The 17335-nt window shown below is 42.2% G+C and carries 16 protein-coding genes and 2 riboswitches; of the genes, 6 read left to right on the top strand and 10 right to left on the bottom strand.

The window, feature by feature from the left end:
- Positions 1 to 93: 93 nt before the first annotated feature.
- Entirely contained in the window at positions 94 to 1260 is a 1167-nt protein-coding gene (locus HYS07_11385) for an aminotransferase class I/II-fold pyridoxal phosphate-dependent enzyme (GenBank protein MBI1871770.1), read from the top strand.
- A 3-nt stretch (positions 1261 to 1263) separates the two neighbouring features.
- Here the strand turns inward: HYS07_11385 and HYS07_11380 are convergent, their stop codons facing one another.
- Positions 1264 to 1530 carry a type II toxin-antitoxin system RelE/ParE family toxin gene (locus HYS07_11380; GenBank protein MBI1871769.1) on the bottom strand — a complete coding sequence of 89 codons (267 nt, stop codon included), beginning with the start codon at positions 1528 to 1530 and terminating at the stop codon, positions 1264 to 1266.
- Positions 1527 to 1778, bottom strand: coding sequence for a type II toxin-antitoxin system Phd/YefM family antitoxin (locus HYS07_11375; protein MBI1871768.1), 252 nt, complete (start codon positions 1776 to 1778; stop codon positions 1527 to 1529). The genes HYS07_11380 and HYS07_11375 overlap by 4 nt, the downstream gene beginning before the upstream one ends.
- A gap of 130 nt (positions 1779 to 1908) precedes the next feature.
- Here HYS07_11375 and HYS07_11370 point away from each other — a divergent pair, with 130 nt between their 5' ends.
- Positions 1909 to 3165, top strand: a complete 1257-nt coding sequence (locus tag HYS07_11370; GenBank protein ID MBI1871767.1) for an MFS transporter — start codon at positions 1909 to 1911, stop codon at positions 3163 to 3165.
- A 3-nt stretch (positions 3166 to 3168) separates the two neighbouring features.
- Here the strand turns inward: HYS07_11370 and HYS07_11365 are convergent, their stop codons facing one another.
- From HYS07_11365 to HYS07_11330, 8 genes are all read right to left on the bottom strand, one after another.
- Positions 3169 to 6069 carry a M4 family metallopeptidase gene (locus HYS07_11365; GenBank protein ID MBI1871766.1) on the bottom strand — a complete coding sequence of 967 codons (2901 nt, stop codon included), beginning with the start codon at positions 6067 to 6069 and terminating at the stop codon, positions 3169 to 3171.
- Entirely contained in the window at positions 6054 to 6440 is a 387-nt protein-coding gene (locus tag HYS07_11360) for a hypothetical protein (protein ID MBI1871765.1), read from the bottom strand. Before HYS07_11360 ends, HYS07_11365 begins: the two co-directional genes overlap by 16 nt.
- 101 nt (positions 6441 to 6541) lie before the next feature.
- Positions 6542 to 7285, bottom strand: coding sequence for an energy transducer TonB (locus tag HYS07_11355; GenBank protein ID MBI1871764.1), 744 nt, complete (start codon positions 7283 to 7285; stop codon positions 6542 to 6544).
- Positions 7286 to 7626: 341 nt separating this feature from the next.
- On the bottom strand, positions 7627 to 9480 hold the full coding sequence (locus HYS07_11350) for a TonB-dependent receptor (GenBank protein MBI1871763.1): 1854 nt from the start codon (positions 9478 to 9480) through the stop codon (positions 7627 to 7629).
- Positions 9481 to 9678: 198 nt separating this feature from the next.
- Complete coding sequence (locus HYS07_11345) at positions 9679 to 10314, bottom strand: hypothetical protein (protein ID MBI1871762.1); 636 nt, start codon at positions 10312 to 10314, stop codon at positions 9679 to 9681.
- Positions 10315 to 10597: 283 nt separating this feature from the next.
- A riboswitch (cobalamin riboswitch) is annotated at positions 10598 to 10835 on the bottom strand.
- Between the two features lie 111 nt (positions 10836 to 10946).
- On the bottom strand, positions 10947 to 12416 hold the full coding sequence (locus HYS07_11340; GenBank protein MBI1871761.1) for a hypothetical protein: 1470 nt from the start codon (positions 12414 to 12416) through the stop codon (positions 10947 to 10949).
- An 8-nt stretch (positions 12417 to 12424) separates the two neighbouring features.
- Positions 12425 to 12973, bottom strand: coding sequence for a hypothetical protein (locus HYS07_11335; protein MBI1871760.1), 549 nt, complete (start codon positions 12971 to 12973; stop codon positions 12425 to 12427).
- A 251-nt stretch (positions 12974 to 13224) separates the two neighbouring features.
- Positions 13225 to 13995 carry a fatty acid desaturase gene (locus HYS07_11330; GenBank protein MBI1871759.1) on the bottom strand — a complete coding sequence of 257 codons (771 nt, stop codon included), beginning with the start codon at positions 13993 to 13995 and terminating at the stop codon, positions 13225 to 13227.
- 171 nt (positions 13996 to 14166) lie between these two features.
- Positions 14167 to 14311: riboswitch (SAM riboswitch) on the top strand.
- Between the two features lie 87 nt (positions 14312 to 14398).
- Between HYS07_11330 and HYS07_11325 the strand changes: the two genes are divergently transcribed.
- From HYS07_11325 to cysC, 4 genes are all read left to right on the top strand, one after another.
- On the top strand, positions 14399 to 15655 hold the full coding sequence (locus HYS07_11325; GenBank protein ID MBI1871758.1) for a threonine synthase: 1257 nt from the start codon (positions 14399 to 14401) through the stop codon (positions 15653 to 15655).
- 185 nt (positions 15656 to 15840) lie between these two features.
- Positions 15841 to 16140, top strand: coding sequence for a MoaD/ThiS family protein (locus HYS07_11320; GenBank protein MBI1871757.1), 300 nt, complete (start codon positions 15841 to 15843; stop codon positions 16138 to 16140).
- A 9-nt stretch (positions 16141 to 16149) separates the two neighbouring features.
- The gene (locus tag HYS07_11315) at positions 16150 to 16386 is read left to right on the top strand and encodes an NIL domain-containing protein (GenBank protein ID MBI1871756.1); all 237 of its coding nucleotides are present in this window, start codon (positions 16150 to 16152) and stop codon (positions 16384 to 16386) included.
- Positions 16387 to 16441: 55 nt separating this feature from the next.
- Positions 16442 to 17011, top strand: a complete 570-nt coding sequence (gene cysC / locus HYS07_11310) for an adenylyl-sulfate kinase (protein MBI1871755.1) — start codon at positions 16442 to 16444, stop codon at positions 17009 to 17011.
- Positions 17012 to 17335 lie beyond the last annotated feature (324 nt).

Raw genomic sequence — 17335 nt, 5'->3', positions numbered from 1 at the left:
AACTTAAGAGGGGGCCCCTCCCCTTATGTAAGGGGAGTTGGAGGGGTTATTTTCTTCCACAAATTGGATGGATAAAAAATTAGAGTTACAATGATGAAAAATTCTTTTCCTTTTAAAATTGCAGATCGCGTGGAAACCCTTCCCCCATCAGGGATTCGGGCCTTCTTTGACCTTGTCATTGGAATGAAGGACATTATTTCTCTCGGGGTTGGAGAACCTGATTTTGATACCCCCTGGACCATTCGGGAGTCTGCGATTTATTCGATTGAGCATGGACATACGACTTATACCTCTAATAAAGGATTGCTCGAACTTCGCAAAAAAATCGCCCAACATTTGAACAAAAAATTCAAAGTGGATTATGACCCCGAAAATGAGATTCTGATTACCGTCGGAGTCAGCGAGGCAATGGACCTGGCCATTCGAGCCCTCCTTAACCCTCATGAAAAAGTGATTGTCCCAGAACCTTGTTATGTCTCTTATAGCCCCATGGTTTCTCTGGCTGGAGGGAATCCTGTTGCCTTCATCACCGAGAAAAAACATGACTTTAAAATTGATATAAAATCCCTGGAAAAATATAAATCTTCTGGGGCCAAAGCCATTATTTTAAATTACCCCTCCAATCCCACAGGAACATCTTACACCCAAGATGAACTCTCTAAACTCTCTCGAACAATTCAAAAAATGAACTTGCTTGTGATCAGTGATGAAATTTATAGCGATTTATCCTATGACATTCCTCACACCTGCTTTGCCAGCCTTCCGGAAATGAAAGGGCAAACCTTACTCTTGAACGGATTTTCAAAGGGCTATGCCATGACTGGCTGGAGAATTGGTTATGCCGCAGGGCCCCGCCCTTTAATTGAAGCTATGACTAAAATTCACCAATATACCATCATGTGCGCCCCGATTATGGGACAATGGGCCGCCTGTGAGGCGATCAAAAACGGAGACAGTGTTCTCGCTCCCATGATCAAGGAATACGAAAAACGGCGCAATTTTGTTGTTGAGTCTTTGAATGAAATGGGACTGGATTGCCATAAACCAGCGGGCGCATTTTATGCTTTTCCTTCCATTCAAAAAACAGAAATGGACTCGATGAGCTTTGCCCATCAACTCCTGGAAAAGGAAAAAGTAGCCGTCGTTCCCGGAACAGCCTTTGGTTCTTCAGGAGAAGGATTTATTCGCCTCTCTTACGCAACTGGAATGGATCGATTGAAAGAAGCCTTATCCAGAATAAAAAAATTCATTAACGTATAAGTCTCAATCTCCATAATGCGTTCTTGCCCTCTCGACATACACAATTCTCTTAGAGTCATCAATGCTATAGACAATTCGGTCTTGGAAACTCAGTCGATAGGAATAACTCCCTCGAAGATCTCCTAAAAGTTTCTTTCCTTCATAAGGATTTTTACAAATCACTCCTGTGAGAATTTCAAAAAGTTTTTCCCTTAATTTTTGAGAGAGGTTTTTGATATCCTTTTCCGCTCGACGGGTAATCCTGATCTCATATGCTTTAGGAAGGATCATCCAAAAACCTCTTTGAGAGATTTTGTCCTTCCCATTCTAATATCCTCTTTTGCTTCTTGAACCCCTTTAAGCACGCCCTTGATGGAAAGCAATTCCAGTGTTTCTAATAAACTTTCGTAATCATCTTCCGACATCAAAATAACATCTCCTGATTTAGACGTAATTCTAATCGGAACATGTCCCTTAATAGATCTTCTAACCAGCTGAAACAATTTCTGTCTTGCCTCGCTTGTGGTTACCCTTGTCATATACCTCCAATATGTACGATAATCAGTACGTACAATTTTAAGTACATCAGCTTAACATGTTTCAATGCCTTTAACGATTAAAAAGTAATTCGCTTGACAGATCTAACATTCCAATCTAGATTTTCCTTTAATGACCTCTCAAGACAGACCTCATTATTTTCTGGATGCTTTAAAAATACCCGATGTTCGACTTTTCATCGGTTCGGTCGGTTTTTTTACCCTGGCAAGCCGAGCCTTAAATGTAGTCATTGGTTTTCAGATCTATCGTATCACCCATCAGCCCTTATCGTTAGGACTCCTGGGCCTCATTGAGGCGATTCCTGCTATTTCTCTTGTCCCACTGGGAGGATATGTTGCAGATCATTTTAATCGTCACAAAATTCTTTTAATCACCCGAATCATTTCCTTTACCTGCACCTTAACCTTGGCCTACCTTTCCTGGAAAGCCCAAACCCATATTCTCTTGGGACTTTATGCCGTCATCTTTTTAGCAGGCATTGCACGGGCCTTTGCAGATCCGGCCAATACAGCGTTTGAATCCCAAATTGTTCCCAAACATCTCACCGTCAACGCCTCTTCCTGGATTACGAGCACATGGGTCAGCTGCTCAGTCATTGGCCCTGCAGCCATTGGTTTCATCTTTGATTTCTGGGGAGTGGCCGCTTCCTACCTTGTGATGACGGGGTTTTTCATTCTCTCGTGGATTTCAACTTTTTTCATTCAGCCCCAGCCTCAGCCCAAACCAGAGCGAAAAGAATCCATGATTAAAAATATCAATATGGGATGGCGCTTTGTTTTTAAAACCCAGCCCCTTCTAGGAGCGATGACCTTGGATTTATTTGCCGTCCTTTTTGGCGGAGCTATCGCACTGCTTCCAATTTATGCCAATGATATTCTCCATGTGGGCGCTCGAGGATTAGGGATGCTCAATGCAGCACCTTCTCTGGGCACACTTTTAATCACCCTCCTGGCCACCCGTTTCCCTCCCATCCGTCAAGCGGGACGCAATCTATTATTAACCGTTTCTGGATTTGGAATCAGCATCCTTCTCTTTGCCTTTTCAAAAAACTTTCTTCTTTCGCTATTCACCCTATTTCTTACAGGAGTTTTTGACGGAGTCAGTGTTATCATCCGTAGATCCATGCTCAGACTCCTATCCCCTGATGCCATGCGAGGTCGAGTGGCTGCTGCCAACTGGGTTTTTATCTGTGCCTCGAACGAGCTCGGCGCCTTTGAAAGTGGCTTTCTCGCCTCCCTGATTGGAACCATTCCATGCGTGGCCGTGGGGGGAATCATCACCTTGGGCGTTGTAATTTTAACAGCCACCTTCGCAAAAGAATTACGAAGCCTCTCTTTTGATCCTCACACGCTTCAACAAAAAAATTGAGAATTAAGGAAGTAAATATTCATCTCCTCCAATATCATAAAGACTCGTTCCATCGCCATTCCCATCGATGGGGCGATTGTCTCCATCAATATCGGTGGTCATTCCATAGGTAGAGGTATCTAGACCTGCATCAACACAAGGCAAGCCCGATGTCAGATGACCCCTTTCGTCAAGGAGAGGATCTTGGGATAAATTTCCGTCAACACCTGTCGGATCTGAAACCCCAGAGTAAAGCGTCAGCGCTCCATAAACATCATTATTCAAAACATTCAAGAGGTCAGACTCCGTAGGAGTATCAACAAATAATCCTTCATCCATATCCCCCTCTAAAATATTGTTAATCAAATTGGCCTCTACCGTTTGACCATCGTACCAAGTTAAAGACATACCTATTTGGGCATTTTTCTGAGTCTTGTAGATGGAAATGGTGTTATTGATAAAATTGCACTGATTTTCTCCGTACTGATCACTGTAGTTCTTGAGGCTGACGACAATGGCTGTGTAATAGTCATAACCCGAATAGCCAGAGGTATCAACCGCTGTTCCAAAAACAGCAATATTATTCTGAATATCTGCATTTGTAACATTGGCATAGAGAAAGGCACCGATATTACATTCAAATGTATTGCCGATCATTGAAAAGTCTTGAATATAAGAAACCATGATCCCATATCCTGCATAATCCTGACTATTCCACTCGGCTTGAATGATATTGTTTTTCAAAATAACGGTTTGTATCCCCTCAATATACAGACATTTTGGGGTGCTGCCACTATATTGATTGAGGATGGTAAAACCTTCCAAGGTGAATGCCTCCGTTATAGGTTGCCCTAGAAAGGTCGTTTCACCATCAACAGAGATAGTCCTGGAATCCGTAGATATAATCCTTGTCTGTGAGGCCCCTTCCTTACTGATGAGATAAAGAGATTTCCAAGTAATGGTTAACTTTTCATAATAATCTCCGGGAGGGACAATGATGGTATCCCCAGAAGCCGCTTTATCAATCGCCTCTTGAATACTATCCACAATGTAGTAGGTCATTCCTTCATCTAAAGAAACATTATCTAAATAAATAAGACCATCGACGGCTAAGTCAGGAACCCAGACATGTAAAACGGGATACGTCGGATCCTCTAAATATTCAAGGGTAAAAGAGGCCGACACGCTATCTGAAAAAACAACCTGATCAACCTCGTCCAAATTAATTCCATAGATGTAAAAGTCCGAGCCCCGAAAAATGGACTGGCCAACATCGGTTGAAGTTCCATAAGTTGTATGATCATCCACACAAAGATGGTAGGTCTTTGAAAGAGAACTTGAACTCCCTCCCTCTAGAGAAAAGGTTTCTACAATCTCAATATCCACAGGATCGGTGTGCTCAGTAGCAACATTTAAAAGGATCTCGGCTTGCGTCATTTCACCCCGCTCGCTTGCCTCAACATTGATCGGATGGATACTCCAATCTACATGGACCTCACTGGATAAAACATTCACAGACCACTCAACACTTCCAGGAGAACTGAAAGGCCATTCAAATGTTGCATTTAAAACCGCTTCTTTATTGGGTTCTATCACAATCGTATCCTGTCCATAAAGATGGTAGCGACTATCAATCGAGAAATCCGCAGAAACGCCCACTGCTCTCCAGCCCTCTCGCACGGTTTTAACCTCTTGACTCTCTTCTCCGTAAAGATCTGAAGCACTCCAAATCGTCGCGTAAGCTGCTTCCAGAAAAGTACTTTCAGGGGCCATATAAAACTTTCGAGCTCTGAAGAAAATCTGTTCGGCTTTGCTAATTCCAATTCCCGTTGCAACGGTCAATCCCGATGTAGAATTTGTCCCTCCCTCACTGATGAGATAAAAGGCATTGTTGCTGATCCCACTACTGACATGAACATCTAGACCATCGTAATAATTGGAGTAATGGTCAATTTGATAACTCTTCGTAGGATCGTCCATATAACGTGTCGCCTCTCCATAAGGATAGTCAGGAAGCGTTGGATCTTCCCCCAACATCCAGTCCGCTTCACCATAGCCTCGGTCGGCTGCATAGAATTCAGCGGCGACTCCAAAAATATCAGACCAGGATTCATCCAATCCACCTGATTCCTTGGCATAGACCAATTGAGAAGTGTACTCATCCACACCATGCGTGAGCTCATGAGCCACAATATCCAAAGACGTGAGTGATTGATAGTATTCCCCATCTCCATCCCCAAAAACCACATAACCACTGGGGATCCAAAAGGCATTGTTCATCGCCTCCCCATAGTGAACAACCGTTTTGATAGGCACTTCGTCGTTTCCATCTACCCCATACCATTGAAATGTATTGGCATAATACTGATAAGTCCACTTTGCATGATAATGTGCATCCACGGCAGAATACTGATATTCGTCTGTCCAAAGATTATTTGTATCTGAGAAAATGCTAATGATCGATTCCAAATTTTCTGTAAACTCGTCCAAATCACTTGAATCCTCTGCGACTTGATTTGCAGCGTCATACGTTCCATATTGATGAAAAGCATCTTCCAAATTAAAGAGTTTTGACTGAATTTTTTGAGTGATGAGAGGGACTAATTTGCCAGATGAGTAATGACCCATGCCTTTCCCTATGGCAGAACATGTCGCGTTATAGTGAAACAAGCTCTCTCCAGAGATAGCATCTAAAAAAACCTGCCAATGATTTATTCCCTCCAATATTTCCACATACCAAGCAAGATGAGAACGGTGGTCTTGACTCAGTCGAGAGCTTAAAATCATTTTCTTGGATTGAGAGATCTTTACGGAATCGCTTGCCTGAATGGCTTTTTGAGAAACCAAGACTTCTTTTGCAGATGCAACCGCTTTTTCCTTAGAAACGCGAGCTTTCAAAGCAAGTTTACTTAAATGAGGTTCCAACGGCCCGAAATTCTAATCAATTTCCCCTCACGCGTCATATGAACACCCAAACGCGTCTTAAAAACGGAAATCCCCTTTTTAGGATGAACTTGCGTGAAATATACGTGAAGAAGGTAAGGATCATTCAAAATTGTTTTAAAAACACCGATCTCTTTACTGAGATCAACATCTTTAAACTGCTTTAACCCTGTGAGAATTTTTATAGCTAATTGAACAGCGTTTTTCTCTTGAGCGGAAAATTTTGATTTCAAAACTTTACTAGAAGTCCCTGCATCAGAAAAAGATACACTCAATTCTATCCCGATAGTTAATCCAAAAACAAGAAGCAAAATATTCCATCTTTGAATACAGAAGCGTAGAATGGACTTCATGGTAGGACCCCCTCTATTGAAAGTGATTTGAACATGTCTATCCTTATCTAATAAACAAGACACAAGACACGCAATTTTCAAGAAAGGTCAAAAATAATTTTTTAGTTATTTATTTTGCTAAGTACAAACCTCACCGGGACTTCCTTCTGACAAGCCATTCCTCGTTCAAATCGCCACTCTTTCAAAGTTTTAAGAGCCGCCTGATCGAGCACCTCATAACCCGACGATTTAAGAACCTCTACTTTAGCCACGCTTCCTTCTTCTGTAATAAACACTTTCGCTAAAGTCTCACCCTCCCACCCTTTTAACATCGCCATCCGAGGATAGGAAGGAGCGGGATTCATCCCGCTTTCACGAGGTCCCGTTGATAAAGCTCCAACTTTTTGAGGAAAAAGAATCCTGATAGGGGGTATGTTTTTTTTGGTCTGCCTGTCCTGAGTAGGGTCGAAGGATGACCCTTCATAAACTTTCGTCGACTTATGCGCAAAAGAGTCCACAGTCAACAGTCGACCCAGCCTCGACTCGTCTGATCGACGAATCGGGCGAGGCGGGTGGTCGATGGCTCTAAAGGAATCATTTTTTTCTATGGACTGTGGACCGTTGACCATGGACTTATTTTTATGAATCATTTCTTTTGAACGAAACTGCGATTTTTCATTCTCTAACTTTGACTCCTTATCTTCCCCTTTTTGTCCCGGAACCACAATTTCTAATTGAATACTCCCCTCTCCCCTTTCAACATCAAATCGCGATAAACCCTCATGGGAAAAATAAGAAACCCCTCCTACCGCAATGAGAGCCCCATGAATCAAGGTTGAAAGAATGAGATATAAAAATATTTTCATCACACACCATTTAAAAATTCAAAAAGCTATAAATTTTCTATCGATCGGCAGCAAAGTTATAGCTATCTAATAAAACACTCAAAGTGTATTAAAAATAACCCCCAGCATTTGAAACAGTTTAGCTCAAATCAGTGATCGTTATTCTGACTCGAGAGAGCTGAGGCGGTCCCTGGCGGGGCGTTGGAGGCAGTCGCGACCATGGCGGGCCGACGAATAGTCGGCCCGAGCGACTGGCTCCGTCGAGCGAGGCCCGCTCGGTGGGCGGCCGAGCGCCCCCGACAGGGACCGCCTCAGCTCCCGGGGCAACACTACACACCCAATACTATCCACTCTCCGCTTCTCTAAAACTCTCCCTTCACTCCTCCATAAACAAGAATCCCAGGGGCTGGAAATCCGGCTGCCTCCTCATAATCATCATCCAACAGATTCTGAACTTTCACATAAGGAGACCAGTGATTATTCAACCGGTAAGAAAGAGCCATATCCACTTTAATAAAACTCGAAAGATCCTGACCAAAATCGGGACGAGACCCAACCAAAGTCACATCGGTCGAAAAAGAAATTTGTTTCCATTTCAAAAGAAGATCCAGTGAACCACTGTCATCCGGACGTCGCTTAAGGGCTTCTCCTGTCACCTCGTTCTTTGCATCAAGATGAGACCAACTCCCCTTCAACGTCACCCAATTCCAAGGTGTCACACAAGCTGAAAGCTCTGTCCCCTCAGTGCTGGCCTTTGAAATATTATTGGCATGGCCCACAAAAGGATCGGTTGAAATCACTTCAAAATCAATCAGATTGTCAAAATCATTGCGAAAATAGGCAAAATCAAATTCGAGCTTTTTTTCAAAAAAAGTCTGCTCAAATCCGGCTTCCCAACCCTTAGACTCTTCCGCTTTTAAATCGGGATTTCCAAAGTTAGGGAAAACCAATTCATTCACACTGGGAGCCCGGAAGCCCTCTCCCCAACTGGCCTTGAGCTTGGTCTGAGAAAGAATCCAAAAAGCCCCAGAAACTTTAGGAGTGGTTTCAGTGCCAAAAATACTCTGATCATCGACCCTGACTCCTGGAACCACAAAAACCTTATCCCAAAAATTAAACTGATCTTGAAAATAAACGGCCTTGTCATTCAAATCTTTATCAAAACTAAAATCCCCGTTAAATGAATCGCCCGTTGTATTATTCTTCCCCTGAGATCCCTCATATTCTAAACCCAAAGTGATCGTTTGCAAATCTCCCCAAAAGAAATTATGCTGAGACTGAACAGTCCAAATTTCATTCGTAATATTGGATAAAACATCCGTCCCCACCTCATTTGGATCCAGGGGATCAAAATCCCTCAAATGCTCATGAACCAAGGAAATGGTGAATTGATGCTCCCACCCATCCGTAATCCAATGATCCGGCTTAAGAGCCACCAACGTAGATTCCGTTCGAAGGAATCGATTGGGATCAGGATCGGTCAAACCAAAATCCTGAATCTCTTTTCTTGCGTTTGTGAATCTGGAAATTAAGTCAACGTGAAACTTTTCATTGATCTCGAGACCTGCATTCCCTGTTAAATTAAGATTTTCATAAGCATCATTATCAAACTCGCCCTCAGTGGTAAGATAAGAGCTTGTCAAAGAATAGTTGAGAGGGCCCTTGACCCCAGAAGCCATTCCAAAACCTCTCCAGGTATCGTCACTTCCTCCCTCGGTCTCAAAAGCCACATGAGGTTTTCCCTCTCCCTTTTTTGTAATGATATGAATGACCCCGCCCATGGCTTGAGATCCATAAAGGGTACTCTGGGGACCCCGAATGACCTCTACCCTCTCAACATTGTCTAACTCAAGATGACCAAAATCAAAGCTTCCTACGGTGGGAGAATTGACCTCCACCCCATCGATCAAGACCAGAGTTTGAGCAGAATTAGCCCCTCTTAAAAAAGTCGTTGCATTGGCCCCCTGCGTCCCGTTCCTCACCACAAAAGTACTGGGAACATCTCTTAAAACCTCAAGGACCGTGTCTTCTTTACGTCCAGAAATCTCGTCTTCAGAAATGACCGTATAAGATTGAGTCACATGTTTAATGGGTGTTTCAACGCGTGTTGCCGTCACAATCACCGGTTCCATTTTTTCCACCTCATCCGCCTCGACCCCTCTTCCAAAATTAAAAATAACACTTCCCACTAGAACAAACTTCCATAGATTTTTCACCGTGCTTCCCCCTTTTTTAAAATTAATAATTTAGTTGAAACCTCTGAAAAACTCCTGCTTTTAGAAACCTCTCAAAAAGGTCCAGAGCGAAGAGCGCCCGCAAGCGACTGCGGAGGCGTACTTTTTGTCGTACGCCGACAAAGAAGCGCAGCAGGAAACGTTGTCAGATGGGCCTTTTTCAGAGGTCTCAAGTTTTAATTACTTCACCCAATAATAAAACCCTATAACCGCAACAATCACCATCCCCTCCAACCCTTCTTCTAATCCTAAAAAGCGATCTGGCCCCAGGCGAAACATGGCTGCTAAAAAAAGCAGACTCACGCCTAGAACAAAAATCCCTAAAGGACCACATGCAATGGCTAGAAAAACACAAATGAGAGAAGACCAAAGCATGTCTTCAAGCTCCCATTTCTTTGCGTCCATCTTCCTCAGGGCTAAAACCAACGCTCCACTTGAAAAAGTTGTCATTAAGCAAAGTGTGATCCATCTCAAAGGGGAGGGGACCCAACAAAATAAAATACACTTAATCAAAACTCCTACGACTCTCTGAAAAAGCCTCGCCGAAACCCAAAAAATTTCATCCAGACCTCTCGAGATACGAAATGCTGTTAAAACGATAAACAAAATGAAGTTTTCCTCCAAAACATTTGGAAAATGTCTCTTGGTAAAAAAACCTTCTTTCACACCCTGATCCAAAAACACCAATAAAGATCCGATGAGAATCCCTACCATTGGAAAATAAGCCGCCGCCCGTGATAACTCCTCATCCTTCACAGGAACTTTCCCGAAACGTAGGAACGTCAAAAGACCCAGAGCAATTTTAAAGGGGCGCATTTACCGGTCTCCCGTTACCTGTTACCTGTTACCTGTTACCGGTTACCCGTTACCTGTTACCCGTTACCCGTAACCCGTAACGGGCGACCGGTAACAGGTAACCCGTAATTGGTGACTATTTTTGGGAGGGAAAAAGGGAGAGTCGTCATGAGTGATCTTTGAGAAAAAATAGAATAAAAAAACCCACTTTCCACACCCTAAGAGTGTTGAAAAATGGGTAGAAAAATCCTATATTTTCGATCGAAAATACACGTTTCCATCTTTACCTTCCCACGAAGGACATCTTATTTAATCCTATTTATTCAGGTCTTCTGGCTCCCAGTCCTTCGAGCAGCCTTCCCATCCCAACAAGTCATTCAACAAGTCAGAATAGTGGCTTTTCACGCTAAAAGGTTCCTTTTCCTTTTCGAAAAAGGCCTGGGTTACAGCGGCGGGGCCGCGTCCGATTTTCACGGACTTCCCTTAGAATAAACATTTTTATTACGTTATTATTACATCCTAATTAAAAGGATGATGTCAATCAAAATAAATTATTATCTTTTTACACCTCACAGGTATTTTTCATCATTGTCATCATAAATTCTCGTTCACTCAAGTGAATGAAAAGAGTAGACTGTAGACCATTTTCGTGATCATTTTCTCGAAAAATCGTCCTTTAAACTAGGTCGAGGACGTTCGTCTGAATTTGCCCCAGAAAAATTATCCTTCATTATTTTACCTGAATCCCTCCCTGGTTCTGGAACCACCCCAGAATTCCCCCCTTCGGGTCTCAACTGCGGAAGAGGTAACGGCTCCCTTAAGTCTACAGGGACTCGAGGAGGATTCACTATGGGATGATGATCTTTGACCGGACCCTTTGCTGAATCAAGACCGCTCGTTACGACACTCACAACATCCTTTAGAGAGGAAGGAGAAGAAGCTTGGAGTGCGGGGGAAATCCCCTCGCCTTTTATCACTCCCATTGAAGCGTGATTTTTTAGCTCAAGAGGAGAAACAATACCCTTTTTAAAATCCCCCTTTCCAATATCAGGGAGTGGAACGGGCCCTTTCAAAAAGGTTTGAAGCTCATTTTTTAAACCCTTCATATTATCTATTTGAAAATGATTTTCTTTAAGAGAATTCCCTCCCTTCAGTTCAGTCAAAAAATTCATTGAAATCGTTCTTCCAGAAAAGGGAAGAGGTTCTCCCATTTCTTTTTTCATTGAAGAATTTAAAGATTCATATTGAGTAAAACTCCAAACGCCTATTATCACTGTGGCGGGAATAATCTTAGAATGAAGCACAACACCTGAGGGAGGATGGAACCCTTTCATTGGATCCGAATCCTCTAAAATCGGATTGGGAGAATCCTCTGGAGGGGGCTGCGAAGAATTGTCTGGATTCTTTTCTGGATCGCCCTCAAGATCTTCTTGAAAATCTTGCTCGCCTCCAACATCGACAGGAGAGGGTCCCGCTTGAGCTTCTCTTTGAACCTCCTCTTCGACCTTGGCTTCAAAACTCAATTTTCTTTCTAGAAATATTTTTTGAATTTCTAGAAATCCTCCTCTCCCTAATAAATCTGCGGCTTGAAATCGAAAGGAGTCGTTTTCTTGATTTTTTTCTTCAACGGAAGAAGGCGTATTTTCATCCTTCTGGGCTGAATCTTGAGAAAGAGGTTGGCCTTTCGTTTCCTTTAATTGAGTTTCCATCATGGCAATTGAATTTTGCAATTGCGCTTGATTCTTCAATAAATCTTGGGCTTGAGTTCTATAGAAACTCTGCTTCTGGAAAACGGTGACCTGTCCGACCACAAGAAGGGCAATCAACACTGCTTCAGCTTTCCCCAAAAAGACCCAAAGAGCCAATTGTTTCTTTTGCTGATACTGATTCTGATTCTGAATTTTACGACGCAGTGCCAACATAAAATAATCGTTTGGATCACGACCGAAACGTTCAACATGGACTTTGTGTTGATTCATCCGATCAACCATATCAAGGTTGGCCATCAATTCTCTTCGACAAGAGGAGCACTCATCTAAATGAGACCAAAGATTCCCTTTTTGGAGAGAATCCCCTTTTCTTAAATCATCATCCCAATAACTTGGAAGTTCTCGACAGTTCATATCGTCACCTATCTTTCACAGGCCTTTCTTAAAACCTTAATGGCCCGATAATGCACGACCTTTAAATAATCTGTTTTCTGTTCGAGTACTTCGCTCATTTCCTCAAATGAAAGACTCCCAAAATGCCTCAGAATTATCACCAACTTTTGCATCCTTGATAACCTTTCAAATCCCTCATTAAAAATCTCTTCCTTCATCAGATGGAGAGGTGTAGAAACAGTAATCGCTTCATCACCATTGACTTCTTTGATCCATCCTCTTTCATCCCCTGAAAAAATACCAGCCTTTTTCCTCTTCCCAAATAAACTGACAGCATAATCAACAGCAACACGATAAATCAAAACTGCAACCGAACATTTCAGACGATTCTTTTTCAACTCTTGATAGACTGCAATAAAAATGCCTTGAGTTGTTTCCCAGGCCAATTCCATATCCGCTACCACACTCAAGACCAAGTTATAAGTTGAATTCCGATACCGAAGAACCAGCTCATCAAAAGCCGACTCGTCCTTTTCAACAAAGCGTTTTAAAAGCGCCTGATCTAATAGTTCTTCCATCGTTCCTCGCTTATTCGGGTCACCGGTTGCCAGTTACCGGTTACCAGTTACTCATTTTTATCTCATTCCCAAGAGATAAACGAAGGCTTTCTTGCTACACTTTTCCCAATAGTATAGACACCTCAAATAGAAAATAGGTAAAAAAAAATATAAAAATAATGAGGGGAAAAATTTAGGAAAAAGTTCAAAATTGTATGTTAAATGGCCTTGACATCAGAAGAGTTAGAACAAATTTGCGCAAAAAACATTTATCAATTCAATGATGCAGCTAAGGTGAGTTTTTCTTGAGAAGGTTTTGATAAATTAGCCAGCCCTAGATTTTGAAAAAGCTTGATATAAAGCCAGCCCATATCAAATTCAAACCATTTTGCGGAGAACTTTGGATTGCTCGGTTGATAATGATGATTATTGTGAAGTTCTTCTCCTGAAAGCCAAACGCCGACAGGCACAACATTTTTACTGTAGTCTTTGGTTTCAAAATTGCGATATCCAAATTTATGCCCAACGCCATTGACGACCCCTGCTCCCCAGAAAGGAACCCAGGTCATTTGAAGACCCCACACTAAGCCTCCTGATATCAACCCCAGAAAAAGGATGTCCAAACCGAGAAGAATGAAAATGCCCCATTTGTGATAGGGGGTAAGAATTTTTTTTTCTAACCAGTCTTCAGGCGTCCCTTTTCCAAATTCTTTAAGAATCGATGGGTCCTTAAACGCTTTTCGATAAAGACTTACACCAAAAAAAAGGACTAAAAAAAGCCCCTGAAGAACAGGACTGTGCGGATCGCCTTCCCGATCGACATAGGCATGATGTTTACGGTGACAAGCCACCCATTCTTTGGTGACCATCCCGGTCGAAATCCAAAGCCACACACGCATCGGAACTGAAACCCATGGACTAAAAACAAGGGCTTGATGGGTTTGCTCACGATGTAAATAGAGAGAAACGCAGGCAACTGTAAAATGCCCCGAAATAAAAACAGTTAAAAAGAGAGCCAGCCAGGAACAATCAAAAAGATGCAATATACTGCCTTTCTCGTTTAAACATTTACCCTAAAACAACTTAAATTTGCGAGTACATTATCAACATCAAGCAAGAAGGTCAATCTCTATTTCCATCTCATTTCTTATATTATTTCTTAATAATTATTCTTGACGTCAAATGTCCCTTTATGGGAGGATGTCAGATATAAACTCTTATCGAGAGTGGCTGAGGGAAAGGCCCGATGATGCCACGGCAACCGCCCTGATGTACGTCGGGGGTCAGGTGCTAATTCCTTCTCTTATTATTTTTAGGTTTTTATTAAACTTTTAAACTTAATAAAGAGAAAGATAAGAGAGGAGAATTCAAGCCTCTTCTTATCAGAAGAGGTTTTTTTTTAATTTTTCTTAAATTCATAGAATCAGGGGATCGAACGAGGTGAAGATATCCACAACCGCTCATTCAACTGGAACACAATCTTATACCCTTGGGCTGAAATGTCGCGAATGCCAAAAAGAATATTCCCTAGAACCGGTTCATGTCTGCGAAGATTGTTTTGGCCCCCTTGAAGTTGTTTATGATTATGCTGCGATCAAGAAAGTGCTCACGCGTGAAGTGATTCATTCACGAAAAACCACGATGTGGCGCTATCAAGAGCTCCTTCCCCTAAGTCAAGCCCCCACCGTAGGCCTTGAGGTCGGGTTTACTCCTTTTTTTAGATCGAAAAGACTCGCTGAATTTCTAGGTTTAAAAGAACTCTATATTAAAAATGATGCGGTGAATCATCCGACATTGTCCTTCAAAGACCGTGTCGTAGCCGTTGCCCTTTCTAAGGCAAAGGAATTTGGATTTAAGGTGGTCGCCTGTGCATCAACGGGAAATTTGGCAAATTCTGTCGCAGCTAATGCGGCCCATGCAGGGCTTGAAAGTTATATTTTTATTCCGGCAGATCTCGAGCAAGGGAAAGTGCTGGGCACCCTTGTTTTCGGAACCCATTTGGTCGGAATTCGAGGGACGTATGATGAAGTCAATCGTCTCTCGAGCGAGATTGCAGATAAATACGGATGGGCATTTGTAAACATCAATATTCGCCCCTTTTATGGCGAAGGGTCAAAGACCTATACCTATGAAATTATGGAACAAATGGGTTGGCGTACCCCACAACACATCGTCGTTCCCATGGCCGGGGGATCGCTCATTACCAAGGTCCGAAAGGCCATGAAAGAATTCTATGAATTGGGTTTGGTGGAGGATGCCTCTACAAAAATCTATGGCGCTCAAGCGGAAGGCTGTGCCCCCATCGTCCATGCCGTTAAAGCCGGTCACGAGCTTTTTAAACCTGAAAAACCAAACACCATTGCGAAATCTCTCGCTATTGGAAACCCAGCCGATGGATATTATGCGATTAAAACCATCAAAGAAACGGGTGGATGGGCCGATGCCGCAACGGATGAAGAGATTGTAGATGCAATGAAACTCCTCGCTGTGACCGAAGGTATTTTCACAGAAACTGCGGGTGGCGTCACCTTGGCAACACTCCAGAAACTCATTCGTTCAGGGCATATTCCTAAGGATGAGTGTGTTGTATTGTGCATTACCGGAAATGGTTTAAAAACACAAGAGGCCCTGATTGGAAAAGTCGGAGAACCTCAAGTGATTGATGCAAAACTTTCAGATTTTGATAGAATATACAAAAGTTAACACAAAATCAAAAATGAAAACGAGTCCATAGTCAACGGTCTACAGTCCATAGAAAATAAATACTTCTTTTAAAACTGTCGACCGTTGACTGTCGACTATGGACTAACTTCATGCAGTGAAGTGGACGAAAGTTCATGGCAACAGAAATCAAACCTTAAAATAATCATCCATGGAGGGATAAAGATATGTCAGTGATTGTAAGAGTTCCAACACCTTTAAGAAAAATTACGAATGGACAGGGAGAGATTCAAGCGACTGCTAAAAATATTTCTGAACTCATCGAAAATCTTGAAAAGAACTTTCCAGGGATGAAAGGTCGACTTTGCGATGAAACAGGCAATGTTCGAAAATTCATTAATATTTTTATCAATGAAGAAGATATTCGATTTAAAGAAAATTTAAAAACGGCTCTGAAAGATGGAGACGACATTTCCATTGTTCCTGCGATTGCAGGAGGAAAACTGTCCAGGGAGAACTATCGGTAAAACGTTATGATTAAGCGAAAAGTATATTTAACATTTCCAGAAATTCTCATCAAAGAACCTGTGATCTATGAACTGGGTCACAAGTTTAAGGTCGTGACCAACGTTCGAAGCGCCAGTGTGAGCACAGGTGTTGGCCTGATCGCTTTAGAAATGGATGGAGAAAAAGAAGAGGTCGAAAAAGCCATTAAACACCTCAAAGATCTTGGGATTAAAGTTAAACCCATCGAACACGATGTGGTGGAGTAAAAACAGTTATAAGTTATAAGTTGTAAGCGATAAGTAAAAAATCAAAGAAAGTTTTATGTCCAGCGGTTTCACATTGTGGTTTACAGGGCTTTCCGGTTCTGGAAAATCAACCCTTTCTAAAATCATCGAAAAGATTCTCAAAAATCTAGGTCGAAAAGTTGAAGTCCTTGATGGCGACATTGTCCGAACCCATCTCAGTAAGGGGTTAGGATTCTCGAAAGAAGACCGTGACATCAATATTCGCCGGATTGGTTTTCTCTGCCAACTCCTCACTCGAAATGACGTGATCGCCATTTCGGCCGTGATTTCTCCCTACCGAGACGTGCGGGACGAGATTCGAAAAGAGATCGGAAATTTTGTAGAAATTTACGTGAAGTGCTCCGTTGAAATGCTGACCCAACGCGATGTGAAAGACCTTTATAAAAAGGCCCTGGCAGGAGAAGTAAAAAATTTCACCGGAATTTCAGATCCCTACGAAGCGCCTCTTCATCCCGAAATCATCATCCATTCGGACAAAGAATCTATCGAAGAGAGTGTTCAAAGAATCATGGAAAAACTTTATGAGCTTCAATACCTCACAAAAATAGAATTAGAAAAGTGGAAGGCAAATCAAACACAACTTTAATTGAAAGCCCTCAAGCAATCTCCACAGACAAAACAGGTCCAATAAAAAACTTGCATCTTTTGGGAAAGGGACTAAAATAGCCTTAATAATACGTTTAATATTTAGCGCTATATGGAGCGAAAACTTAAACCTTTATTTGTTCAACAATATCTTCAAACAAAAGGCATCCGCCTTTTTTCACCCCTCGATTTCCAGCGTATTTTTGACGTATCACTTCGGGCAACGCAAGAGTTCATCAAGGACCATTGTGATAACCTTTTCCTTAAAATCAGAAATGGCCTTTACGCATTGCGTACAGAGTTACCCCAAGAAGAGGCCATTGCC

It is taken from the genome of Chlamydiota bacterium, from assembly GCA_016178055.1.
In the GTDB taxonomy this organism is placed as follows: Bacteria; Auribacterota; JACPWU01; order JACPWU01; family JACPWU01; genus JACOUC01.
The sequence above is the reverse complement of the archived record's forward strand: the minus strand, read 5'-3'. Positions and strand labels throughout refer to the sequence as shown.